Source organism: Vibrio sp. JZG10, from assembly GCF_054064075.1.
In genome coordinates, this window is sequence record NZ_JBSUGE010000019.1 from 64,748 (window position 1) to 89,225 (window position 24,478).

Annotated in this window: 22 protein-coding genes; 13 read left to right on the plus strand and 9 right to left on the minus strand. The window is 44.8% G+C overall.

Annotated features, from left to right (window positions below; all coding sequences use genetic code 11):
* Positions 1-2: 2 nt before the first annotated feature.
* The 5 genes from ACWYVB_RS18900 to ACWYVB_RS18920 are packed head-to-tail and all read right to left on the minus strand — an operon-like array spanning position 3 to position 2,602.
* Complete coding sequence (locus ACWYVB_RS18900) at positions 3-563, minus strand: COG4648 family protein (protein ID WP_182032652.1); 561 nt, start codon at positions 561-563, stop codon at positions 3-5.
* A complete protein-coding gene (locus ACWYVB_RS18905) occupies positions 563-820 on the minus strand; it encodes an acyl carrier protein (RefSeq protein ID WP_005382279.1) in 258 nt (85 codons plus the stop codon). The genes ACWYVB_RS18900 and ACWYVB_RS18905 overlap by 1 nt, the downstream gene beginning before the upstream one ends.
* Before the next feature lie 15 nt (positions 821-835).
* A complete protein-coding gene (locus tag ACWYVB_RS18910) occupies positions 836-1,096 on the minus strand; it encodes a phosphopantetheine-binding protein (protein ID WP_005382278.1) in 261 nt (86 codons plus the stop codon).
* A 13-nt stretch (positions 1,097-1,109) separates the two neighbouring features.
* Complete coding sequence (locus tag ACWYVB_RS18915; protein WP_085343439.1) at positions 1,110-1,877, minus strand: lysophospholipid acyltransferase family protein; 768 nt, start codon at positions 1,875-1,877, stop codon at positions 1,110-1,112.
* Positions 1,874-2,602, minus strand: a complete 729-nt coding sequence (locus ACWYVB_RS18920; protein WP_457529753.1) for a beta-ketoacyl synthase chain length factor — start codon at positions 2,600-2,602, stop codon at positions 1,874-1,876. The genes ACWYVB_RS18915 and ACWYVB_RS18920 overlap by 4 nt, the downstream gene beginning before the upstream one ends.
* Before the next feature lie 77 nt (positions 2,603-2,679).
* On the opposite strand from ACWYVB_RS18920, the gene ACWYVB_RS18925 reads away from it, so the two are divergent.
* From ACWYVB_RS18925 to ACWYVB_RS18940, 4 genes are all read left to right on the plus strand, one after another.
* On the plus strand, positions 2,680-3,078 hold the full coding sequence (locus ACWYVB_RS18925) for a hypothetical protein (protein WP_005390458.1): 399 nt from the start codon (positions 2,680-2,682) through the stop codon (positions 3,076-3,078).
* A gap of 27 nt (positions 3,079-3,105) precedes the next feature.
* Entirely contained in the window at positions 3,106-4,173 is a 1,068-nt protein-coding gene (locus ACWYVB_RS18930; RefSeq protein WP_181869460.1) for a methyltransferase, read from the plus strand.
* Positions 4,174-4,180: 7 nt separating this feature from the next.
* Entirely contained in the window at positions 4,181-5,425 is a 1,245-nt protein-coding gene (locus tag ACWYVB_RS18935) for an NAD(P)/FAD-dependent oxidoreductase (protein ID WP_457529756.1), read from the plus strand.
* 220 nt (positions 5,426-5,645) lie between these two features.
* Positions 5,646-6,386, plus strand: a complete 741-nt coding sequence (locus tag ACWYVB_RS18940; RefSeq protein WP_079855598.1) for a transglycosylase SLT domain-containing protein — start codon at positions 5,646-5,648, stop codon at positions 6,384-6,386.
* Positions 6,387-6,395: 9 nt separating this feature from the next.
* Here ACWYVB_RS18940 and ACWYVB_RS18945 read toward each other — a convergent pair whose 3' ends face one another.
* Positions 6,396-7,700: a hemolysin family protein gene (locus ACWYVB_RS18945; RefSeq protein WP_085343440.1), complete on the minus strand. Its 1,305-nt coding sequence runs from the start codon at positions 7,698-7,700 to the stop codon at positions 6,396-6,398.
* A 176-nt stretch (positions 7,701-7,876) separates the two neighbouring features.
* Between ACWYVB_RS18945 and ACWYVB_RS18950 the strand changes: the two genes are divergently transcribed.
* The 9 genes from ACWYVB_RS18950 (at position 7,877) to ACWYVB_RS18990 (ending at position 20,658) form a co-directional block, all read left to right on the plus strand.
* A complete protein-coding gene (locus ACWYVB_RS18950) occupies positions 7,877-9,085 on the plus strand; it encodes a DEAD/DEAH box helicase (protein ID WP_457529758.1) in 1,209 nt (402 codons plus the stop codon).
* A gap of 252 nt (positions 9,086-9,337) precedes the next feature.
* Positions 9,338-10,000 (plus strand): potassium channel family protein, encoded by a 663-nt coding sequence (locus tag ACWYVB_RS18955; protein ID WP_006742864.1) that lies wholly within the window; start codon positions 9,338-9,340, stop codon positions 9,998-10,000.
* A complete protein-coding gene (locus ACWYVB_RS18960) occupies positions 9,997-11,364 on the plus strand; it encodes a TrkH family potassium uptake protein (RefSeq protein WP_457529761.1) in 1,368 nt (455 codons plus the stop codon). The genes ACWYVB_RS18955 and ACWYVB_RS18960 overlap by 4 nt, the downstream gene beginning before the upstream one ends.
* Positions 11,365-11,720: 356 nt before the next feature.
* Positions 11,721-14,705 carry a M6 family metalloprotease domain-containing protein gene (locus ACWYVB_RS18965; RefSeq protein ID WP_457529762.1) on the plus strand — a complete coding sequence of 995 codons (2,985 nt, stop codon included), beginning with the start codon at positions 11,721-11,723 and terminating at the stop codon, positions 14,703-14,705.
* Between the two features lie 173 nt (positions 14,706-14,878).
* Positions 14,879-15,691 (plus strand): sugar transporter, encoded by an 813-nt coding sequence (locus tag ACWYVB_RS18970; protein ID WP_253643800.1) that lies wholly within the window; start codon positions 14,879-14,881, stop codon positions 15,689-15,691.
* A gap of 176 nt (positions 15,692-15,867) precedes the next feature.
* A complete protein-coding gene (locus ACWYVB_RS18975) occupies positions 15,868-17,337 on the plus strand; it encodes a protein adenylyltransferase SelO (protein WP_457529764.1) in 1,470 nt (489 codons plus the stop codon).
* 212 nt (positions 17,338-17,549) lie between these two features.
* Complete coding sequence (locus ACWYVB_RS18980) at positions 17,550-18,548, plus strand: TRAP transporter substrate-binding protein (protein WP_005390503.1); 999 nt, start codon at positions 17,550-17,552, stop codon at positions 18,546-18,548.
* 70 nt (positions 18,549-18,618) lie between these two features.
* Entirely contained in the window at positions 18,619-19,293 is a 675-nt protein-coding gene (locus ACWYVB_RS18985; RefSeq protein ID WP_005390505.1) for a TRAP transporter small permease, read from the plus strand.
* 3 nt (positions 19,294-19,296) lie between these two features.
* Entirely contained in the window at positions 19,297-20,658 is a 1,362-nt protein-coding gene (locus ACWYVB_RS18990) for a TRAP transporter large permease (protein WP_047009484.1), read from the plus strand.
* Between the two features lie 42 nt (positions 20,659-20,700).
* Here ACWYVB_RS18990 and ACWYVB_RS18995 read toward each other — a convergent pair whose 3' ends face one another.
* The 3 genes from ACWYVB_RS18995 to ACWYVB_RS19005 form a co-directional block, all read right to left on the minus strand.
* Positions 20,701-20,883: a hypothetical protein gene (locus ACWYVB_RS18995; RefSeq protein WP_046874352.1), complete on the minus strand. Its 183-nt coding sequence runs from the start codon at positions 20,881-20,883 to the stop codon at positions 20,701-20,703.
* A gap of 78 nt (positions 20,884-20,961) precedes the next feature.
* On the minus strand, positions 20,962-22,299 hold the full coding sequence (locus ACWYVB_RS19000; RefSeq protein WP_005390512.1) for a sigma-54-dependent transcriptional regulator: 1,338 nt from the start codon (positions 22,297-22,299) through the stop codon (positions 20,962-20,964).
* 4 nt (positions 22,300-22,303) lie between these two features.
* Positions 22,304-24,109 carry a sensor histidine kinase gene (locus ACWYVB_RS19005; protein WP_457529768.1) on the minus strand — a complete coding sequence of 602 codons (1,806 nt, stop codon included), beginning with the start codon at positions 24,107-24,109 and terminating at the stop codon, positions 22,304-22,306.
* Positions 24,110-24,478 lie beyond the last annotated feature (369 nt).

The following is a 24,478-nucleotide window of genomic DNA, read 5'->3' on the forward strand; positions in this document are numbered from 1 at the left end:
GATTAGTGTTCCTTTCGAACAAATTGACGCACGATCCATTCTCCAGCGAACAAGCCACCAGCAAGTAAGTAGCTGATGAGGCCGTTATAAAGCGTCCATATTTTTACTGGTAGGAAACAGGTATAGAGCGCAACGGCAGCATTGAGCGTAAAAAAAACGCACCAAACCATCGTCACTTTGCGAGTGTAAGCCACGCCACTAGCTGGAAGGTCGGGCTCTTGCAAGCGAGCAAGCCTCTCTATGATCGATTGCGGCTGTTTTAAGCTCAGTCCAAAGACACACAGCATACATACATTGACAACTACAGGGTAAAACTGAAGCCACCCGTGTTGTTTAAACACCATGCCAAGCGTAATTAGAACAATGCCAACAGCGCCCGTGACGAGCGCCAAGAATTTAAACTCTTTTAGTGGGGTCTTATTTGCGACGAAAACACGCAAAAGTAACGCAGCAATTAACAAGCCCCCGACTAAGTTCAAGCCAAATTTATCTATACCGAAATAGACGGCGAAGGGGTAGGCAAACAGTACAATTGCAGACAGACCAGTCAGCAATTGGCGCATTAACTTTCCTTCAATAACTCAGTGACGGCGTTAACCACATCGTCAACGGTTCTTACAGCACTAAACTCTGCTGGCTTGATTTTTTTGCCAGTGACATTCTGTAGGTGTACGACCAAATCAACGGCGTCAATGCTATCAAGGTCGAGATCTTGGTATAAGTGCGCATCTGACTGAATGTCGGCTGCGTCAATTTCGAACAGCTCAACAAGCGCATCTTTAACTTGTTCAAATACTTGATCTTTATTTACATCAGTCATGAATATACCTACAACTTATTCATTAGTTTGAGAAGAAACGTATTTCGCTAGGTTTGCTACAGAAGCAAAGTGTTCGCGCGTGTTAGAGTCGTCGGCATCAATAACGATGTTGTATTGTTTTTTAATTGCGAGTCCTAGCTCAAGTGCATCGATAGAATCTAAGCCAAGTCCATCACCAAAAAGTGGTGCATCCGTTTCAATATCATCTACGGTTAAATCTTCAAGGTTTAAAGCATCAATAATAAGTTGCTTAATGTCGTTGTGTAACTGTTCCACTGGGACCTGCTTATTAATAAAAGTTTTCTGGAAAAATGTTTTCAGCTAGGTGCTGTTGTAAGCGTCGCGCCGCTATTGTCGGCGACGTAGTTTGCTTTATAAAAGGGTCAATCTCAACTTTATCCTTAACTTCAACCCTGAAAAAAGGCTTTGTTGCCGGTACTTGATACCATTTTTTCTCTTTTGTGAGGAAACTTGGCGTTACCGTAATATGGACAACCCTTAAATCTCGTTCTGTTCTTACCGCAATTTGCGCAGCGCCGCGTTGTAATTTTGGTTCTACACCTGGTGTTGTTCTTGTCCCTTCAGGAAATATAAGCAACACGTTGCCTTTGTTAAACCGTTTATCACAAAGTGCTAATAAATCATCCGGCGCTTCATTGGGAATATATCCGGCTGCTTTTACGATGTGCTTCATAAAAGGATTCGACCATATTGCCGATTTTACTAAACAGTCGCAGCGATTTAATTGTGAAGCGATGAGAACGTAATCGATTAAACTAGGATGGTTGGCAACAATTAAACAATTACGATCTTGTTGAAGAATATCGGCACCAATAATTTCGTAATCGATTGCTCCACTTAACTTCATCAATTTACAAAAGGTGTTGAATGAATATCGAATCGCACCTTGAACTTTATATTCACGTTCGGTTTGATCCGAAACGAAAATACGAATAGTCGGAATAACAATGAAGCTCAGTGCTAAACCACCTAACCCAAATACTGAAAAACAAAAGCCGGTTGCTAGCACACGCCAATACTGATTTAAGCGACTCATTGCTTGTGCCATTCCCAAATTTGTTGCGGAGCGTGAATAGTCCACTGATTTTCATCTGACAAGTAGTGTTGCAAAAACGCTAAGCCTTGTGGCAACGGGTGGTTTGAGCATTTTGCACTGATGCCGCTTTGCACCGTGAAGCCATCTCCATGAGAAAGTATCAAGCCGAGTCCAAACCCTTGGTATTGTTGGTTTTCATATTCTAAATAAGAGTCAGGCATAGGCTCATCAAAATCAACAAGCAGGACTTTTTTGTCAGGATTGTCGGACAAAAACAGCCATGCTTCTAATATTGCACTTTGGAATGTGTTTTCTGCCGCAGCGATCGAAGTGAGAGGGATGGGCTGTTTGGTTGCAATAGTGGCAAGCCCTGCGGCGGTATTATGCACTGACTGAGAAAAAGCCATCGGAGACGCTTCTTCACCGTTAATAATATCTTTAACTAACGCAACACTGCGATGCAATTCGCCATGACGACTCGAAAATACGAGGTAATCAACCTGATGTTGATTAAGAAATTCGATTGCCGTTTGCACTGCCAGTTTGCTAAGTGGACTCATTCTTCTGCGCATCATCGCAGGAATATCTGCAACATTGATTTTGCCATCTTCTGGCCATTTTATCTCTGTTGCCCATTGTTTCCATTCATTGGATTCGGATAAACCGAATGAATTCGCTGTCCACGCATCAATATTGAACGAAATGTTGATCTTCGAGTTTGGCATATTGGGTTAAATTGTTTATTTTACAGCTCGATACAAATTGGGCTTTACCCAAAGTCATAATAAAAAAGGAAATTATCATGTCGCGTTTTAAGCTGTATGTCTCGTTATTATTAACTTTGCTTCTTGTCGGTTGTGGACGAGTACAACCTGTAATGAATGTGGAGGATACTCCAGTTGCTTATGATCTTCAAAATAAACAAGTAAAAATGGCCATTGTGCAATCGGCAACCAACCGAGGTTGGACGATTGAAGAAGTAAGCCCAGGCGTTCTTATTGCAAAAATTCACGTTCGTAAACACTTTGCAGAAGTAAAAATTCCATATAACAACAAATATTACTCAATTATTTATCTCAACTCAGTAAATCTAAAAGCCAGTGATGGCAAAATCCATCGCAATTACAATCGTTGGATAAACAACTTGAATGTTGATATTCAACGAGCTATTGCATTGTTAGGCTCTCAGTCTAAACAATAAAAATATTAATTGCAGTTAGGTTTTTCCGTGTTAAATCAAAATAATGACCCTTTTAATGCTTTTGAAGCAAAAACAGAAGCTCAGAAGTTATCTTTTGCACCAATCGTGTTCCAGACCGCCAGAACGCTCCGAGATTTAGGTATTTTAGCCGCGCTAGACAGCGCCGGTCCACAAGGCATGAGTGCCACGGACATTGCCGAGAAAACGGGTGTGTCAGAATATGGTGTCAAAGTATTGTTGGATATGGCGATTAGCGCACATATTGTTTTATGGGAAAGACCTAACTATTCGCTTGCGAACCTTGGTTTTTACCTTCTTCACGATGGTATGACGAACGCAAACATGGATTTTACGGCTGATGTCTGTTACGCCGCGATGATGCATCTGACGGAAGCGATTCAAGAAGGTAAGCCTTCAGGTTTGAAAGAGTTGGGCAATTGGGAGACGATTTATCAAGGTCTGTCGACGCTGCCAGACCAAGCTAAGCAGAGTTGGTTTAAGTTCGATCACTTCTATTCGGATCGCTCGTTTCCATTACTGCTTAAAGAAGTGTTTGCAAGCAAGCCAAAGCACCTAGTGGATATTGGTGGAAATACCGGGAAATGGGCTATTCAGTGTTGTAAGCATGATCCTGATGTTGAAGTTACTATTGTCGATTTGCCGCAGCAATTAGAAGTGGCGATGTCAAATGTCTCAGAAAACCAGTTCGCCGAGCGTGTACGTCCATACCCTGCTAACATGCTTGATAAAGCACAAACATTGCCTGAGCATGCTGACGTATGGTGGATGAGCCAGTTCTTGGATTGCTTTTCACCAATTGAGATCCTAAATATCCTTAAAAAAGTCAAAGCCCAGTTAACGAAGGGAGATACTATTTACGTATTGGAGCTATTTTGGGATGCCCAAAAATACGCGGGTGCTTCTTATAGCCTTAATGCAACCTCTCTCTACTTTACCTGTTTAGCCAACGGCAATAGTCGTTTTTATCGCAGTGATGATTTCTTAGAAATTGTCGAAGCGGCAGGTTTATCTGTCGTCGAAAGAACCGACAACATTGGCCTTGGTCACACCTTATTAAAACTACAAGCAAACTAAATTCAGAATGAAAACAGAGCTCAAGCAAGTTGTCGTCGTAGGAGCGGGCCCATCTGGCTCCACCGTTTCTGCGTTATTAAAATCGCGTGGCATAGATATCGTTGTCATAGAAAAAGCCACCTTTCCACGTTTCTCTATCGGAGAAAGCCTGCTTCCTGCATGTATGGAAGTTGTCGAGCAAGCCGGAATGACCAATGCGGTAAAGCAGTTTGGCTTCCAATATAAAGATGGCGCTGCATTTCGTCGCAATGGTGTTTACACCCAGTTCGATTTTACGGACAAATATACCCCAGGGCCGGGTACGACGTTTCAGGTGCAACGTGCCAGTTTTGATAAAGTGCTCGCCGACAGTGCCGCAGAGCAGGGCGTCGATATTCGTTATCAACATGAGCTAGTTAGCTTGGCGTTTGAAGGCAAAAAATCGCGCTTAGAAGTTGTTGGGCCGGATAAACAGACCTATCAAATCGAAGCTGATTTTGTTTTGGATGCGAGTGGTTTTGGCCGTGTTTTGCCACGCTTGTTGGATCTTGAAGAGCCTTCTTGTCTCCCTCCAAGAAAAGCGATATTTACTCACATTGAAGATCGTATCTCTCCACAAGAGCCAGAGTACGATCGTAATAAAATTCTGATTTCCGTGCATCCTGAAAATCACGATGTGTGGTACTGGCTAATTCCATTCTCGAATGGTACGTGTTCGTTTGGTGTGGTGGGTGAGCCTGAGTTTTTCGAGCAATACCCAGAAGATAAGCTTGCAGCTTTGCAGCAGTTGGCGAATGAAGAGCCGGGGTTGGCTTCTTTGTTGCGAAATGCGAATTACCCAAATCCAACAGGAGAGTTGGGTGGCTATTCAGCGAACGTCAAACGCTTAGCGACAGAAAACTACGCACTGCTTGGTAATGCCGGCGAGTTTCTTGATCCTGTGTTTTCATCTGGCGTTACTATTGCCATGAAGTCAGCGGAATTTGCGGCCGATTGCGTAGCTCGTCAATTAAATGGTGAAGTGGTTGACTGGCAAGAAGAGTATTCGGAACGCTTGATGGTGGGGGTGAACACATTCCGTACTTATGTGGAGGGGTGGTACAACGGCACATTGCAAGATGTGATTTTCTACCAAAACCCGAATCCACGTATTAAGCAGATGATTAGCGCGATTTTGGCTGGGTACGCTTGGGATACAAACAACCCTTACGTAAAACAAAGCGAACAACGTTTGTCGACGCTCGCTGAGCTGGTTCGAGAAGCGGAACTGTAAGAGTATAAATTCTCTTAGCTGAGGATGCGTAAACCTAGGTCTTACCGAGAAATTGGTAAGACCTTTTTTATTCTCGACAATACCTTTTTATTTGTACTTCGAGCTTACTGGAGACATCTTGACCACTTGTTTCGAGGTGTATCGAATTTGAGAAAATTTATAGTGATTATGATCACATACATACTCATTGTTGCTGATATTTATATTAAACGTGTAGGAAATGGATTACATTTTGGGAGTGTTCCCTAAATCCGGCTTCGTTGTGAAAACGGTTTATAAGCAACTGTATAAATTAGTAAAGTTCCAAAAGCTGCACCAAAAAAAAGATAAGTTTCTTGCCAAATCAATTCGCTTGGTGAGTTCGAACCATCGACTGCGCCAAACACTTCCTTTACTTTCTCGAATTGTCAAAGAACACGACGCGTCAACGGTCTCTTCGGTTGTTGATCCCGAGAACGCGGTGGCGTGGGGAGGCAAAGTTTCTCCAGAGTTCAAATGCAAAGTCATTCGTATTAGTGAAGAGCTGGAGATCAACCCTAATCATCTGATGGCCTGCATGGCATTTGAAACCGCTGAAACCTTCAGTCCAAGCATCAAAAATGGTTCAGGAAGTGGGGCGACAGGGTTAATTCAATTTATGCCCTCTACCGCTGAGTCATTAGGAGTGAGTACGAAAACTCTTGCGAGGATGAGCGCGGTCGAGCAACTTGACTATGTAAAAGCCTATTACTGGCCATATCGCCATAAAATCAATAGTCTGGAAGATGCGTATATGGCAATTCTCTATCCTGCTGCGATTGGCAAACCGTCTTCTTTCGTTTTGTTCAAGCAAGGCTCGATTGCATACCGACAAAATGCGGGTATCGATCGTCACAATACAGGAAAAATCACGCTTAATGATGTTTCCTATAAAGTGAGGAAAAAACTAGAGAAAGGTTTACAGCCCAATTTGATGGGATAGGGCCGTGCTTTATTCCACTTCGCTATTGTTGGTTGGTGTATCGGTGTCTTTGGTGGCTCTGACTTGCATAATGCGATGTTTTTTAACGAGGAGTATGTCAAATCGCCAACCTTGGTAGTGAATGTGCTCCCCAACATTTGGGACTCGACCATAAAGCCATGTCAAAAGCCCATTTAATGTTTGAAAGCCTTCTCGCTCTTCGCCTTCTATGCTGCTCAGTTCGAGTTTGTTCTTGAGCTCATTGAGCGGGATCAACGCGTCCATCAACCAGCTGCCATCTTTTTGTTGCTTGGCCCACACTTGCTGTGGCGCCATGCCCAGTTCTCCAGCAATTGACTTTAACAAGTCGTAAAGGGTTACTAGGCCTTGTACATCACCATACTCATCGACAATAAAGACCATTTCCGCACTGGTTTGTTGCATGTAGTTAAGGAGAGGTAAACCTTTCATGGACTCGGGTACAAAACGTGGGCGTTTGAGCTGTTTGGCCAGTTTACTGATAGACAATTCGTCATATTCATCGAGCAGGACTTTGGATGAAATGGTGCCAATAATATTGTCCAAACTACCCTTACAGACTGGCCATACGGAGTGTTGGGTTTGGCGAAGGTCAGTAAGGATGACATCAATAGGTTGGTTGGCATCTAGGTAATGGATATCGCACCGTGGTGTCATTAACGATAATGCTAAACGATCGTTAAGGTGGAGTAAGTTGCGAATCATCAATTGCTCTTGTGGCTCAATCGCACCGGACTCAGAGCCTTCGCTAACAATAGCAAAAATATCCTCCTCGGTAACAATCTCACCGTTGCTGTCGTTTTGGCGCAATAATCGGAGAAAAGTATCGGTTGAAAACGTCAATAAGAAGACAAAAGGAGTGGTGAGCTTGGCGAGCCAGTGGATCGGATAAGCTACGATAATAGCGATGGTTTCTGCGTTGTTTTGTGCAAAGCGCTTGGGAACGAGTTCTCCCACCACAATCGCGAAGTAGGTGATCATGAGCACGACGCTGGTCGTTGAAAGTACCGTTGCTATCTCTCTTTCTAGCCCTTGGGTTACTAACCAATTTTCGAATGGTACTGAAAGCGTTGCTTCACCAAAAATACCACTTAATAGCCCGATGACGGTAATGCCTATTTGGATCGTGGAAAGAAACTGAGTCGGATTGTTTTTAAGTTCGAGCGCTAAAGCGGCAGAGGCGTTGTGTTCTGCAATTAATTTTAGCCTTCCGCTTTTGGCTGCGACTAGAGCGATCTCTGACATAGCAAACGCGCCATTGAGTGCGATTAATCCAACCAGCAGTAATACGTCCATAACGTTTCCCAGTAATGTACACGTTAGCAGCATAACTAGATTCACGCGCAAGAAATGTGATGTTGCGAGTAAATCATGCAGCGCTCTATTATCGGGCTCTACGCGCATGAATCCTTCTGTTACTTCACTGGGATTCTGATACACTACGCGCCCATTTCCTCTGTTGAGACGTTTCTATGCCATTTTCTAAGCTTGGTTTAAGCGCATCGATTACTGATGCAGTAAAAGCGCTAGGTTATGAAAAACCGACCTCTATCCAGCAAAAAGCCATTCCAATCGTACTGCGTGGTAGCAACTTAATTGCCGCAGCACAAACGGGGACAGGTAAAACGGCCAGTTTTGTTCTACCAATCTTAGAAAAGCTTAGTCAAGGCGAAACGCAACGTAAAAAACGCGCTCGCGCTATTATCCTTACGCCCACACGCGAACTTGCGCTTCAGGTTCATCAAAGCATTGAAGCTTATGGTAAAAACTTACCGCTGCGCTCAATGGCGATGTTTGGTGGTGTGGATTATGCGCCACAAAAACAAGCCTTGATCGAAGGTGTCGATATTGTGGTAAGTACGCCGGGACGTTTGATTGACCTGTACGGTCAACGCGCCATTCACTTTGATGAAGTGGAAATGCTAGTGCTTGATGAAGCGGACAAGATGTTGGACATGGGATTCATCGATGCGATCGATAAGATCGTTGATTGCATGCCAGAACATGTTCAAAGTCTGCTGTTCTCGGCAACGCTATCTAACCCTGTTCGTGATTTGGCGAAAAACGCGATTATTGATCCTGAAGAGATCACGATTGCAAAACACAGTGCATCTAAGTCGAACATCAAACAGTGGATCACCACCGTCGATAAGGACATGAAGTCGTCGCTGTTAAGTCACATGCTCAAAGAAAACGACTGGTCACAAGTACTGGTATTTATTGAAACCAAACACGGTGCTGCCAAGCTTGTTAGCCAACTTGAAAAGCGTGGCATTGTGGCTGAAGCGTTTCACAGTGGCCGTAATCAGCGTGTTCGCCAGGAATTAATAGAAAAGTTCAAAGCCGGTGAAATCCAGTACCTAGTTGCAACTGGTGTTGCAGCGCGCGGTATTGATATCGATAACTTGCCCGTTGTTATTAACTACGATTTACCTTATCCAGCAGATGAATATGTACATCGTATTGGTCGTACCGGTCGGGCTGGCGCACAAGGTGAAGCGATCTCATTAGTCTCAAAAGATGACTTTAAAAACCTTTGTATGATCGAGAGCCGTTTAGGGCACTTGCTAGAGCGAGTGGAAATTAACGGCTTTGCACCAAGAAAGCCAGTGCCGATTTCTATTTTAAATTACGTACCTAAGAACAAGCGTAAACCGCACGATAAACGCGAATCAAAATAGCCTGTTTACCCCTACGATCCAAAAGCCGCATTGTTGCGGCTTTTTGCGTTTTAGGGAGATTCAATCATGGGTTGACAGTGTTGGCTTTTATGCCGTAATAAGGAAAAAAGTTAATTTATGTCATACGCTTAACACTCAAAGTGAGTCAGCTTTCGTAAAGCTTTTGTCAATTCTCTGTCCTCAGGTTTGCACAAGGTTAGGAATGGGCGCAGACTTTTTTTCCTGCTAGTGAATGCATAAGATGAGGCATAAATGAAAACAGGTGATAAGCAATTCGCCGTTATTGGTCTTGGCCGATTTGGTTTGGCAGTGTGTAAAGAGCTACAAGATTCAGGAGCTCAAGTTTTAGCGGTTGATATCAACGAAGACAGAGTCAAAGAAGCTGCCAGTTTTGTTAGTCAGGCAATTGTGGCTAATTGTACTCACGAAGAGACGGTTGCTGAGCTTAAGCTTGATGATTACGACATGGTGATGATTGCTATCGGAGCGGACGTTAATGCCAGTATTCTCGCCACACTGATCGCCAAAGAAGCGGGAGTGAAGTCTGTATGGGTTAAAGCCAACGATCGATTTCAAGCGCGTGTCCTGCAAAAGATTGGTGCGGACCACATTATCATGCCTGAACGTGACATGGGGATACGTGTCGCGCGTAAAATGCTCGATAAACGGGTTCTTGAGTTCCACCCTTTAGGTAGTGGCTTAGCCATGACGGAGTTTGTGATTGGATCTCGTTGGATGGGTAAGACATTAAGTGACCTCGCACTGTGCAAAGTCGACGGTGTGCAAGTACTCGGGTTTAAACGGGGCCCAGAAATTACCAAGGCGCCAGACCTTAATACCAAGCTGGAAATTGGCGATCTCATTATTGTGGTTGGCCCGCAAGATGCGCTGGCAAATAAATTAAAATCACTATGACGCAGTTTCATCAAAAAGGCGTTTTTTACGCGCCAGATGGTAAACGAGAAAAAGGTAAGGGTAACGAGCCGCGGATTATATTGCTGAGTTTTCTCGGTGTGTTGCTGCCTTCTGCCGTGCTGTTAACTTTGCCGGTTTTTTCAGTTACGGGCCTTTCGATAACGGACGCTTTGTTTACCGCAACATCCGCCATAAGTGTGACAGGGCTTGGTGTTGTCGATACCGGGCAGCACTTTACGTTAGCCGGGAAGATCTTGCTGATGTTTTTAATGCAAATCGGTGGATTGGGGCAGATGACGTTGTCGGCGGTTTTACTCTATATGTTTGGTGTGCGTTTAAGCTTACGCCAGCAAGCGTTAGCGAAAGAAGCGCTAGGGCAAGATCGACAGGTCAACTTAAACCGACTGGTGAAGCGGATTGTGATTTTTGCGCTTGTCGCAGAATCTATTGGGTTTATTTTCCTTTCCGTTCGTTGGGTTCCTGAAATGGGCTGGCAAACTGGCATGTTTTACGCGTTATTTCATGCGATTTCTGCGTTTAACAACGCAGGGTTTGCTCTGTTTTCAGACAGTATGATGAGCTTTGTGAATGACCCGCTGGTCATCTTTACCCTGGCCGGGTTATTCATTTTTGGTGGGCTTGGTTTTACTGTTGTCGGAGACATCTGGCTGAACTGGCGTAAAGGTTTCCACTTTTTGCATCTTCATACCAAAATCATGCTTATCGCGACACCGATATTGCTCCTCGTTGGAACGGTGATGTTTTGGTTACTCGAGCGGAGTAATCCAAATACAATGGAATCGTTACCTGTGGCGGGTCAATGGTTGGCGGCATTCTTCCAATCCGCTAGTGCTCGGACGGCCGGATTCAACAGTGTCGACTTGGCGCAGTTTACCCAGCCAGCGTTATTGATCATGATTGTTCTGATGTTGATTGGTGCTGGGTCCACCTCAACGGGGGGCGGTATTAAGGTTTCCACATTTGCCGTTGCATTCATGGCTACATGGACCTTTTTGCGCCAAAAGAAACACGTGGTTATGTTTAAACGAACCATAAACTGGCAAACCGTGACTAAGTCACTTGCCATTATCGTTGTGAGCGGCGCCATTCTGACAAGCGCGATGTTTTTATTGATGCTCACAGAGAAGGCAAGCTTTGATAAGGTCATGTTTGAAACCATTTCCGCATTTGCGACGGTAGGACTTACCGCTGGTTTGACGGCAGAGCTTTCTGAACCTGGCAAGTACATTATGATCGTGGTGATGATCATTGGTCGTATCGGGCCACTCACGCTTGCCTACATGTTGGCCCGCCCTGAACCTACCTTAATCAAATACCCAGAAGACGCCGTTCTTACAGGGTAAAGTAGCGTTTATTAGCACCCCACCGACCATAACGAGCACTGATTAATAGCAGTGCTCGTACATTTATAAAATATGTGGGACGTTGCCCAATTTTATCTACAAAGTCGCAGAAGTTTATTTCTTCTTCCTTTTGTTTCGATACTATTCATTCACTCAATTTATACCCTCGGAAGCCACACTTACAAAAGTATTTGGGCATCCGACGCTTTTGTAACGTGATGCTAAATAATATTGTGTTATCTGAGCGAATTGATACCAGCCTTAGTCGTTAGCCACTCAACCTCATTCTATGTTTATGGGCTATTTTGTACTGGCTGTGCTTGGTATTAAACGAATCGAAAAGATGGAGCCGTACTTTGAAATTCAACACACTCGCCTTGACTATGCTAACTGCGCTTCTTGCAGGTAAGAGCCTGGCAACTACTCCGCCATCACCAGTTTGGCATACTATTGCGTTGAGCGATGGTACCTCTAGTGAGGCAATTTTACGCGGCACTGCCGATTTCCACTGGTTTGAAGATAAACAAGGTAATGCCTTGGTTCATGAAGATGGCATTTGGTTTTTTGCACAGATTCAGCGCGAGTCAGACATCCCAACGTTACGCTCGACGGGTGTTGCTAAAACTCAATCGAGTGATGCGCCTGAATTGGCGAAGTTTCGCCCGGATCTACAAGTTAAGCCGCAGTTATCTTCTCTAAAAACCATTGAACCGATGGCGCGCCAAAATCTATTGCGTTCGGCGCAAGGTTATCAGGCGATGAGTAGCTCATCGGTGAAGCAACAACCACTGTTGGTTGTGCAAGTCTCCTTTGATGACCAAGCAATGGTGCATGACTTCGAACAACGTGTGTTTAATACCGATGGCCAAAGCGTTGTCGATTATTTTGATAAAAACTCTCAAGGGAAATTCAAAGTTGTCCCTGCGATTGAGAGTTATGGTACCGCGAATGATGGTGTGATCAATGTGACCGTGGCGCAAAGCCACCCAAATTGCCACTCTAGCTCAACTGACAAGACTTGCACTGCCAAGTTGAATGCGGTCTTCACCGAAGCATATCAAAAACTGGATCCGTACTTTAATCTTTCGGCTTACGACAGCAATCAAAATGGTACCGTAGAACCGTCAGAACTCTCAGTTATGTTTATTTTTGCGGGTGGCGACCGTTCAACCGGATTCCTTGATCGTCCTTCTATTTGGCCGCATAAATTCTCTCACGATGATGTGACCTTAGATGGCAAAAAAATTGCCGATTACTGTGTGTTTGCTGACTACCAAGTTGATCATCAAGCGACGTTAGGCGTGATCGTACATGAGCTTGGCCATTTAATGCTTGGCTTGCCGGATTTGTACGCAAGGAACAGTGATGCTTCGATCGGTTCTTGGGGCGTGATGGGTGGTGGTTCATGGGCACAGAAACCGGGAGACTCATACGCAGGAGACACGCCAGTGAACATGAGCGCCTGGAGTAAACACGCCGCTGGTTTCGTTGTACCAACGATCACTCATGAAAGCCCGATGCCTATTTCCGTGAATAACGACGATGTCAAACTGGTGTATCTCGACCCGTACTTGAAAGAGTTTGGCCCACGCGTTTATTTGGAAAACCGTACCTTTAGCGGTTACGACCGAGCATTGGCGGCAGAAGGCATACTAGCGACGTCGGTTAATGTCCAGAATCGCTTTAACGATGTTGGCGCGATGCAGGTTCAAATCATGCAGGCCGATGGTCTGAATGAGTTAGAACATGATGGAAGCAGTGATGCCGGCGATTTGTATCCTAATGGTGGTAATGTCATTTCAGATACATCGACCCCGGGTCTGAGAGCGATCGCCGGGTTTGATACTGGGGTTCGTATTTCCAACATTGCCAGCAATACCAACGGCGGCAGTTTTTCTCTTGAGCATATAAACGAGCCAAATAAATCGGCATGGTTGAACTCTCTTCACCAAGGTTATGTGTACGCAAGTGGCAGTAACACTCTGGCGGTGTCATTGGATTTGAATGCTGAGACAAAGCTTGATGGTCTTCAACTTTACGCGCAAAGCAATAGCGCTCAAAGTGACATGACTTATCGAGTATGGCGATTCCCATTCTCAGGTAACGTGGGCTACCGATTAATATTGGATCAGAACAATGCTGAACTTTTACAGCAAGGTAGCTTCCAAAAGCCATCCCGAATTTTATTCCCTCAACCGAGCCAATTAAGTGCGGGTCAGCACCTGTTAGTAGTGGAATTAGAAGGCGGTGAATTTGAATCGAACTTTGACTTTGGCCGCTTACTAAAAACTGAAAAATCATCCCTGCCTGCAATGTGGACTGGTAATTACAACGAGATAGGTACGTTTGGTTTGGAGCAAGCCGGGTTCTCTTATGTTCCGTTCGCAGCACTCTTGAATGTGGAGGTGAACAACATTGTTGAAGCGAAAGCTGATTCACTGCAAACCGATAAGAATACGCCAATCGATCTGAACTTGATGGACAATGATTTCATGGCCATAGGGTATCAGTTCAATGTGGACATTGTGCAGAAGCCTGAGCACGGCACCATTTCTGGCAACCAATACCAACCTGAAGCAAACTTTGTTGGTTTGGACAGCTTCCAATATCGTTTGCTGTCTACGGATGGCGTGTATTCGTCTTCGGTTGTGAGCGTGCAGGTCGAAGTACTTGGTAGTAACGAAGCACCAAAAGCGCTCATCGATGTGGATAGCCAGGAGATTACTGCTGGACAGAAAATAACGTTGTCGGCGGCAAACAGCACAGATGCGGATGGCGATGTGTTGAACTACCGATGGGAGCAATTGGCTGGTACTTCAGTTTCTATCGGAAATTCGACCAGTGCTACGGCAAGCTTTACAGTGCCTCAAGGTATAAAAGCGGGTGAGATTCTGACATTCCGTCTAACCGTTACTGATCCAAGTAATGAAACCTCCAGTGCTACCGTCAATTTAACCATGCAAAACGCAGCGCCAGTCACGTTAGCAGATACGGCGACCGTTGCCGTTGGTGAAAGCATTGTGATTGATGCTGCTGGCAATGATTCGGATGTGAATGGCGATAAACTGGTTGTAGAAAGCGTACAGAACCTAACGGGCGTGGGAAGTGCGAGTGTAGAAAATGGCAAAATTCGTTTTCAAGCTCCGGATAGTGCGGTTGATAACATCAAGCTGCAATATACGGTTTCAGATGGCAACGGTGCTACCGCAATAGGTGAAGTGACCGTGACGGTTGTCGCTTCTTTGAAAACAACGACATTCAAGAACTCTGAAGGTAGTGGCAGTGTTTCTTATTGGGCTCTGATGTTACTTGTTGCATTGGGCTGGCGACGCCGCGTCTAAAACGATATCGAATTACGTTATAAGCCACTCACATTGAGTAGCTTATTTTTGTACCCGTTTTGCTTCCTAGTACCTCTCATTATCTTATGAGATGTGTTTCTCATTATTTTTAAAGCGATTTTTCTATTCAGCGGTTACCCTATGGGCTGATTTTTATAAATTAAGGATGTTGTATGTCAACCGAGGACTTTTCTGTTTCGGCAATATGCCGAGAAGCAGCAGTGATGGTCAGAAGGAACCTACTCGCAATTGTCATTGCTTGTATTCCATTGATCATCGTGCACTCAATTTTTGTGTTTATGTATCCTGAAATGACGGGGCAAGATCAAGCGAACGCTCAAGAAGGAAACATCGCGGGATTTTATTTCGTCACAATCATTTTATACCCACTTGTTGCCGCGATGGCGGCTGTGCGTGTACACCGAATTTATTTGGTTGGCGATTACATGCACTCAGTGTTGGATGTATTTCGCTTGTCAGCCAGAGAATTCCGTTTCATTGGCTGGTGGATATTATTTGGGTTGATGATGATGCTCGTCATTGGTATCCCAATCTTTGTGTTGTCGTTTCTCTATATTGCAGAAAGTGGTGAACCCGATTTTGTCGCCATGGCGTTTATCACAACGGTTGCAAGCATTCCGGGCTATTGGGTGATGGCGCGCTGGTCGTTCGTGTTGCCAGCGACCGCGATGGATCATCAGCCGCGCAGCTTGCGTCGTTCGTGGAACCAAAGCAGACCATACAACAAACAAGTATTCATTTTGATGGGCTTAATTCCATTGGGCGCGGGATTGCTCAGTCAGCTTATCTTTAGTCACTTTACTAACCTCTTCATGCTGAGTCTTGTGGGTGTTGCCTATGGTATTTTCGGTGCGTACCAGTTGGCTTTGTTATCGTTGAGCTATAAAACGGTCGTGGATATTGAACGCGCTCGTTTTGATACACCATCAGAGCCACCAAAAACGGGTGAAGAGTTTTCCGCTTAATCATTTGATCGCTTTTACATACCACTTCCGTTTGTGAGGTGGTATGCAGCGGGTTAATACCTTCCTATCGCCTTCGCGTTATTCACGCAAAATACCCATGCCCATTTCATGGCTGAATGACAGTGACGTTCACACGTATACTGACAGCAGTACTTCTTTTTATTAAGGAACCCCACATGTCCATTTGGCAACGGGTCAGTTTCACCCATCGCTTTAGTCAATTACCGTCAGCTTTCTATACTTTGGTCGAGCCGCAACCCTTGGATAATACTCGTTGGGTCGCTTGGAATAGTGAGTTTGCGCAGCAGTTTGGTTTACCAGCAGAGCAAAGCGATGAGCTATTGGCGGTTTTTTCTGGGCAAAGCGAATTCGAACCGTTTCGTCCTTTGGCGATGAAATACGCAGGACATCAGTTTGGCGTTTACAACCCAGACTTGGGCGATGGACGTGGATTGCTGTTGGCGGAAATTGAGCATCAAGATGGCACTTGGTTTGATATTCACCTTAAAGGCGCGGGGCTAACCCCCTACTCGCGAATGGGGGACGGCAGGGCGGTGTTGCGCTCAACCATTCGTGAGTATCTATGTAGTGAAGCCATGGCAGGGCTTGGGATCCCGACGACTCGTGCTCTTGGCATGATGGTCAGTGACACGCCGGTTTATCGCGAGAAAACAGAATTCGGCGCAATGTTGATTCGTATGGCGGAGACCCACGTGCGTTTTGGCCATTTCGAGCATTTTTTCTATACCAATCAATTGGCAGAGCAGAAGTTACTGGCGGACAAAGTGATCGAGTGGCACTTTGCTGATTGTGCATCGGCAGAGAAGCCATACGCTGCAATGTTTGGTGAAATTGTTCAGAAAACAGCGGACATGATTGCTTATTGGCAAGCGTATGGGTTTGCTCATGGGGTAATGAACACCGACAACATGTCGATCCTTGGTCAAACGTTTGATTACGGCCCGTTTGGTTTTCTTGATGATTATGAGCCGGGATATATTTGTAATCATTCCGACTACCAAGGCCGTTATGCATTTGACCAACAGCCAAGAATTGCGCTTTGGAACCTATCAGCACTCGCGCATGCGCTATCGCCACTCGTTGAGCGAGAAGATTTAGAAGCGTCGTTGAGTCAATTTGAAGTCCGGTTGAGTCAGCAGTTCAGCCGCCTAATGCGTGAGAAGTTGGGTTTAAAAACCCAGATCGCGGAAGATGGACGTTTATTTGAAGCAATGTTTGAGCTCCTTCACCAAAATAACACGGATTACACTCGCTTCTTTAGAACGCTTTCAAATCTTGATACTGATTCTTCTCAATCCGTAATCGACTTGTTTCTTGACCGAGAAGCTGCGCGAGCTTGGCTTGATCTGTACTTAGCTCGATGTGAACTAGAGGTTGATGAACTAGGGGATCTGATTTCAGCCGAACAGCGTTGCGAACAGATGCGTCAAGCCAATCCCAAATACATCTTGCGTAACTACTTGGCTCAGTTGGCGATTGATAAAGCGGAAGAAGGGGACTTTAGTGAATTACACCGATTGGCCGAACTGTTAAAGCGCCCATTTGATGAGCAACCCGAGTTTGATGATTACGCGAAATTGCCACCAGAATGGGGGAAGAAAATGGAGATAAGCTGTTCTTCATAAATGGGTCATTTCCCACCCATTTGAATCTTTTTCTTGGGTGGAATTCACTCGTTATACTCTGTGTTCATGTTAATGGGCTTTGTTAATTTATTGAAATACATATGAATTTTAACATGGTCCATTAATTGCTCTTTGTTGAACATCCGTACCCATCGCCTAATACCTAGTTATTCATGGACGGGATGGGATGTGATTCAACAAGGAGAATAATAATGTTTAAGCCTCTAACTCTACTATCTGTCTCTGCGCTTGCTGTAACGAGCTTTAACGCTGCCGCGAATTGTGACCCAGGTGAAACGGTCATCAAATTTAGCCATGTAACGAACGCGGACAAACACCCAAAAGGTATTGCGGCTTCGTTACTTGAAAAACGCGTTAACGAAGAGATGAACGGTAAAGTCTGTATGCAGGTGTTTCCGAACTCAACGCTTTACGATGATGATAAGGTGTTGGAAGCACTACTAAATGGTGATGTTCAACTTGCTGCACCTTCTCTTTCTAAGTTTGAGAAATTCACCAAAAAGTACCGCCTTTTCGATCTGCCTTTCTTATTCGACGATGTCGACGCTGTTGACCGCTTCCAAAACTCTGAAGCCGGTGAAAAGCTGAAAAACTCAATGAAACGACGTGGTCTACAAGGTATTGCGTTTTGGCATAATGGCATGAAGCAAATGTCAGCCAACAAGCCGCTCATTTCTCCAGCCGATGCTGAAGGGCTTAAGTTCCGTGTTCAAGCTTCTGACGTTCTCGTTGCTCAGTTTGAACAGCTAGGCGCAAACCCGCAAAAAATGTCATTCAAAGAAGTGTACGGTGGCCTGCAAACTAAGGTTATTGATGGTCAAGAAAATACTTGGTCAAACATCTACGGCAAAAAGTTCTTCGAAGTTCAAGATGGCATTACGGAAACGAACCACGGGATTCTGGATTACCTAGTGGTGACGTCAAACGACTTCTGGAAAAACTTACCAGACGATCAGCGCGAGCAGCTAAACACAATCATCCAAGAGGTGACAGCGCAGCGTAATGCTGAGTCGACCAAAGTGAATCTGGCGAACAAAAACAACATCATCGAAGCTGGTGGTGTGGTTCGCACGTTAACGCCAGAGCAGCGCCAAGAATGGGTCACTGCACTTCAGCCAGTATGGAAGAAGTTTGAAAAAGACATTGGTTCTGACCTAATTGAAGCCGCTTTGGCTTCTAACCAAAAATAATAACGCCTAGCACGCTTAGCCCTCTCGATTAGAGGGGGCTCTTTTCCCCTACAGACGACGTGATGTAATTATGGAACAGACTTTTTTTGCCAAGGCTGGACGAATCACCGATGCCATTGAAGAGACTTTGATTGCTTTCTTCTTAGGTGCCATGACCTTGTTAACCTTTGCCAATGTCATCTTTCGTTATGTCTTTAACGACAATATTCTTTGGGCGCTTGAGCTCACCGTCTTTATGTTTGCATGGATGGTGTTGGTCGGCGCTTCTTACGGTGTGAAAAAACACTTTCATATTGGTGTTGATGTGATCATCAACATAGTGCCAGAGGGCAAACGAAAAGCCTTGGCGTTATTTGCTGCAATATGCTGTTTAGCCTTCTCTATTTTGCTTTTAATTGGCTCTTGGAACTACTGGTATCCGTTCGCCACAGACCGAGCGTGGTATGAAACGGATGATATTCCAATGCCGGAAATGCTTCAGTTTATGGCGGATTGGTTAAACGAGGGAGAGCGTTACGAAAAGCTGCCACGTTTTATTCCTTATTTCGCTTTACCGCTTGGTATGGCGTTGCTAACGCTGAGATTTGCTCAGGCAACATGGCAAATTGCTACCGGAAAGCTCGACCGACTGATTGCAGGGCATGAAGCGGAAGAAGAGCTAGAGGCGCTTCAAGAAGAGATGAGTGATGCTGGTGATCTTATGGCTCCAAAGGCCTCAGACAATTCTAAGAGCAAGGAGCAATAAGCCATGGATATCTTATTTCTATTTTTGATGGTGATTGGCTTCATGCTCGTCGGCGTGCCAATCGCAGTTTCTCTGGGTCTTTCCAGTATTCTTTTCCTTTTGATTCATTCGGATGCGTCTTTGGCGTCTGTTGCTCAAACGTTGTTTAATGCATTTGCTGGACACTACACTCTATTAGCAATTCCATTCTTCATTTTAGCTTCAAGCTTTATGTCGACAGGTGGTGTAGCAAAACGGATCATTCGTTTCGCGATTGCTATTGTAGGCTGGTTCCGTGGTGGTTTAGCGATGGCTTCGGTTGTCGCGTGTATGATGTTTGCCGCGCTGTCAGGTTCATCTCCAGCAACGGTTGTTGCTATTGGTAGTATCGTTATCGCAGGTATGATCAAAAACGGCTACTCAAAAGAGTTTGCGGCCGGCGTAATTTGTAACGCAGGTACGCTAGGGATTTTGATTCCGCCGTCTATCGTTATGGTAGTTTACGCTGCCGCGACCGATGTATCAGTTGGACGCATGTTTCTCGGTGGTGTGATTCCCGGTTTGCTAGCGGGCGTCATGCTGATGATAGCGATCTATATTGCTGCCCGTATTAAGAACCTGCCAAAACAACCATTTGTCGGTTGGAAAGAGACGTTTGATGCAGCTAAGGATGCAAGCTGGGGCTTGTTGCTGGTGGTGATCATTCTCGGTGGTATTTATGGCGGTATTTTCACCCCAACAGAAGCCGCTGCAGTTGCTGCTGTGTACTCGTTCTTTATTGCCAACTTTGTATACAAAGACATGGGGCCATTTGCAGACAAGAAAAACACTAAACCTGCGCTCGTTAAAATCTTCCAAACCTTCGTTCATAAAGACACCAAACACACGCTGTATGAAGCGGGTAAACTCACCATCATGCTGCTTTTCATTATTGCCAATGCGTTAATTTTGAAGCACGTTCTAACGGAAGAACGCATCCCGCAAATGATCACAGAGTCGATGATGTCAGCTGGTTTAGGACCAATCACCTTCTTGATTGTGGTGAACGTATTGCTGTTGATTGGTGGTCAATTTATGGAGCCATCAGGCTTATTGATCATTGTTGCACCACTGGTGTTCCCAATTGCGATAGCACTGGGGATCGACCCAATTCACTTAGGTATTATGATGGTGGTGAATATGGAGATAGGTATGATAACACCACCTGTTGGGCTTAACTTGTTTGTTACTGCAGGTGTCGCCAAAATGTCGATGATGAATGTAGTAAAAGCCGCACTGCCATGGGTGGCGGTGATGTTCCTATTCCTCATTATTGTAACGTACGTGCCATGGGTGTCGACTTGGTTACCAACGACCTTGATGGGGCCAGAAATCATTACTAAGTAATGGCACCAGATATTTGAAGAAAAACAAAAGAGGTGTGATGATTCACACCTCTTCGTCTATGGGTTTGTAGTTAGGCCTACGAGGGTCTGGGTGGACTCGCCGCTCGTAGCTTCGCCACTTCTTTTTATTCTTGCGCCGCTCCTCGCCTGAACGTCTCTCTTCTTGATATTGCCCGTCTACCATCACGGTATCTGTAATGATCGGTATTCTCACTTTCTCGTTCATATCCGTAACAACCATGATGAATCAATTATTAAAAATTATGATTCAAGTTGGATATAATACCAATCCTTGAGAATCGTTTTATTTATAGAGCTCTTTATCTATTTGATAGCGTTGCATTTTGTCATACAGAGTTTTTCGAGGCACATTCAATTGCGCCATTGTCTGTTTAATGCTGCCGTTATTTTCCAGTAATGCACCTTCAATGGCTGCTCTCTCGAACTCTGCAACTTGTTCTGCAAGACTTGAAGAAGGCTTGGCAACCGGAGTCGATTCTCCTAACTGAATTAATTTACCCAATAGCACGAAACGCTCTGCTGCATTTCTTAGCTCGCGAACATTGCCTGGCCAGTCATGGTTCATCAGTTGGGCGAGGTCGTGGGATGACAAGCTAGGAGAGCTTTTACCGTAACGTGAAGCCGCTACCAATAGGAAATGATGGAAGAGGGCAGGGATGTCTTCTTTCCGTTCACGCAGTGGCGGGAGATCTAAGGTAACCACATTCAGTCGATAGTAAAGATCTTGGCGAAAGGTTCCCTCTTCAGCAGCGCGTTTCAAATCGACTTTGGTTGCGGCAATTACTCGAATATCTAAGGGCAAGAGTTCATTCGAGCCGACACGCTCAATCACACGCTCTTGCAGTACTCTCAGTAAACGGATTTGGGCTTGGATTGGCATTGACTCGATTTCATCCAAGAAAAGTGTACCGCCTTGAGCAAATTCAAATTTACCGATACGGCGGCTTTCTGCGCCAGTAAATGCGCCTTTTTCATGCCCGTAGAGTTCGCTCTCAATCAAATTCTCTGGTACTGCACCACAATTTACTGCGACAAAGTTTTGGTTCCGTCGAGAGCTTTGCTCATGCAAAGAGCGGGCGATTAACTCTTTACCTGTACCAGTTTCGCCAAACAATAAGATATCTGCATCAGTATCGGCGATGTGAGCAATGGTTTCGCGTAACATTTGAATGCTAGACGTTTCTCCGATAACACGAGGTCCGAGCGTTTTACTTGCCTTGAGAGACAGGCGTAACTTCTCGTTTTCAACCGTTAATTGGCGCTTCTCAATGGCGCGCTTGACGGTTTCAACTAAGTGCTCAGGTGGGAATGGCTTTTCGATAAAATCATACGCTCCTTGGTGTAACGCATTAACCGCCATTGAGATATCGCCATGACCAGTAATCATAATCACGGGAAGATGGGTGTCTTTTCGCACAAGGGTATTTAGTAAATCCATCCCTGAAATACCGGGTAAGCAAATATCGGTAATCACCACACCTGGCTCGGCTCCCTGCTTAATGGCGAGTAAGGCAGATTCAGCGTCTGGAAAGAATGTGGCATCGATATCTGCCAATTCAAACGTTTGTTCTATTGCCAGTCTAAGATCGGCTTCATCATCAATAAAAAACACCTGACACATGATCTCATCCTTTTGATTGTTCTGTGTTGTTAGGAGCGATAGGTAAACACAATGAAAATCGAGCTCCGCCTTGTTCTCGATTTTGGGCACATAATCTTCCGTTCATACTGGCTAAGATTTGTTGCGAGATAGAGAGTCCTAAACCTAACCCATTTTGTTTGGTAGTTAGGAAAGGCTCACATAAGTCCGAAAGTGAGAAATCTCCAAGCCCTGGACCATTGTCATCTACATGAATCCAAACCAAACCGGCCTGTTCGTCTTGCTCTATGGATAACTGTACTTGTTTGTCTTGTTGCTCTTTGAGAGCCTCTATCGCATTGGTCAGTAAATTAACCAACACTTGTTCAAGTTGAATGATATTGATCTGAACTTCAACATCGTGCTCTGGTACCTGCGTTTCTAGCGTGACACGTGCAGATTTAAGTGCGGGTTTCATCAGCTCTTTGACTGAGGCAATTACTGGAAACAAACGAGATTGAGCCAGCTCGTTTCCACTGGTTTTTTTAGCGAAAGAACGAAGCTGCTGACTGATGTTTGCCATGCGATCAGTGAGGGCTGAGATGCGAGTTAGATTATCTTCCACTCGCTCATATTTTTCTTTTTGGAGAAACAGCTTGCCGTTTTCAGCAAAGCTGCGAATGGCCGCAAGTGGATTATTCAGTTCATGACTGATACTGGCTGACATTTGCCCTAATACTGCTAGTTTCGCAGCTTGAACGAGTTCGTCTTGCGTTAGGCGAAGTGTTTGTTCGGTTTCTATTCTCTGGGCGATTTCTGCTTGCAATTCTGCGGTGCGAGCCATGACTTGATATTCAAGTTTTTGATTGGCCTCTTGTTGAATTCTCTCAAGTTGTAAGTGGCGTTGTTGACGGTGATAGATGAGCTGGCCAATTAAAAACAACACTGTGAATGCAAGAGTAAGTACAAAAATGTAACCCATAGTGAGCCAGACGATAGACTGCTTAGGAGATAGTACGCGGATGGTCAGCTTGAGCTCTGGTAGGGGCAACGAAGAGACCACCAAGGTCCCTTTGTTATATGGGTAACCTTGTTTAAGCTCAGAATGCGTTTCCTCCACATTGCCCACCAATCCTAGAGTTTCAATTGGCTCATCAAGGTATTGTCGGCTTGCCCAAACTTGTTTTCTTTCATTCTCAGTCAGTGGTTGTAAGCTTTTGAGTAGCCAATCACTTCGGCTGCTCATGAAAACAATCCCGTGCGGATCGCTCGCGACGAACACACTATTTGGCTGCTGCCAGTTGTCTTCTATCTTACTCAAGTCCATCTTAACCACGACCACACCAAGGACGCCGCCCGCGTATATGATCGGATAAGAATAGTAGTAGCCACGCTTACCCGAAGTCGAACCCAGCGCGTAGTATTGGCTTCGTTCCCCAACGATTGCTAGTTTGAAATAAGGGCGGAACGCAAAATTTCGTCCAATAAAAGATCGCTCTTTACGCCAGTTGCTGGCCGCGACCGTCGTACCCCATTGATCGATTAAATAGGTATCTGCCGCTTCAATCACGTCATTAACGGATTCTAAATACCGATTGGTGAGTTCCAGTTGGGCACTGTTATTTGGATGCAGTAACGCTTGATGGAGAGGGTCATCTTTGGCCAGAAGGTTAGGGATATGGGCGTATTTATCGAGTTTGTTTTTAATATGACTAGAAAATTGCTCAAGTTGGGACTGGTGTTTATCAAGCAATGATTGATAACTAGTCTGCCAAACCCAATGACCACCTATGATTGCGCAAAGGAAATAGAAGGCAAAAAAAGTCAGCAGAATCCGGTTTTTTTGCGACATCCTTACACTCCTTAAACCTTTCCTTTGGTCACGTAAGAAAATGTTAATAGTTTGTAGGGAGGATTAGGGATTTAGTTTTCAACTCTGTGGAGTAAAACAAGAGCAAGATCTCTTTTTAGGCTTTTCGATAAAAAAACCGGTCGATTCTCTTGAAAAAGTCGCTATTGTCCCCATTCTAGATATGCTGACGATACTTAGACGGTGTTTGAATCGCATTTTTGAAGAAAAAATGGGTCAGCATTCGAGAATTTAGCGCAGACAATGTCCACATAGTGGCTATTGGCTCGACAGGGTTGCGACAGATCGCTAGAATGTCGCGTCTAAAAATTCTGTCCTGAGGCTAATAGGAGATACCTTTGGTAATTTTAT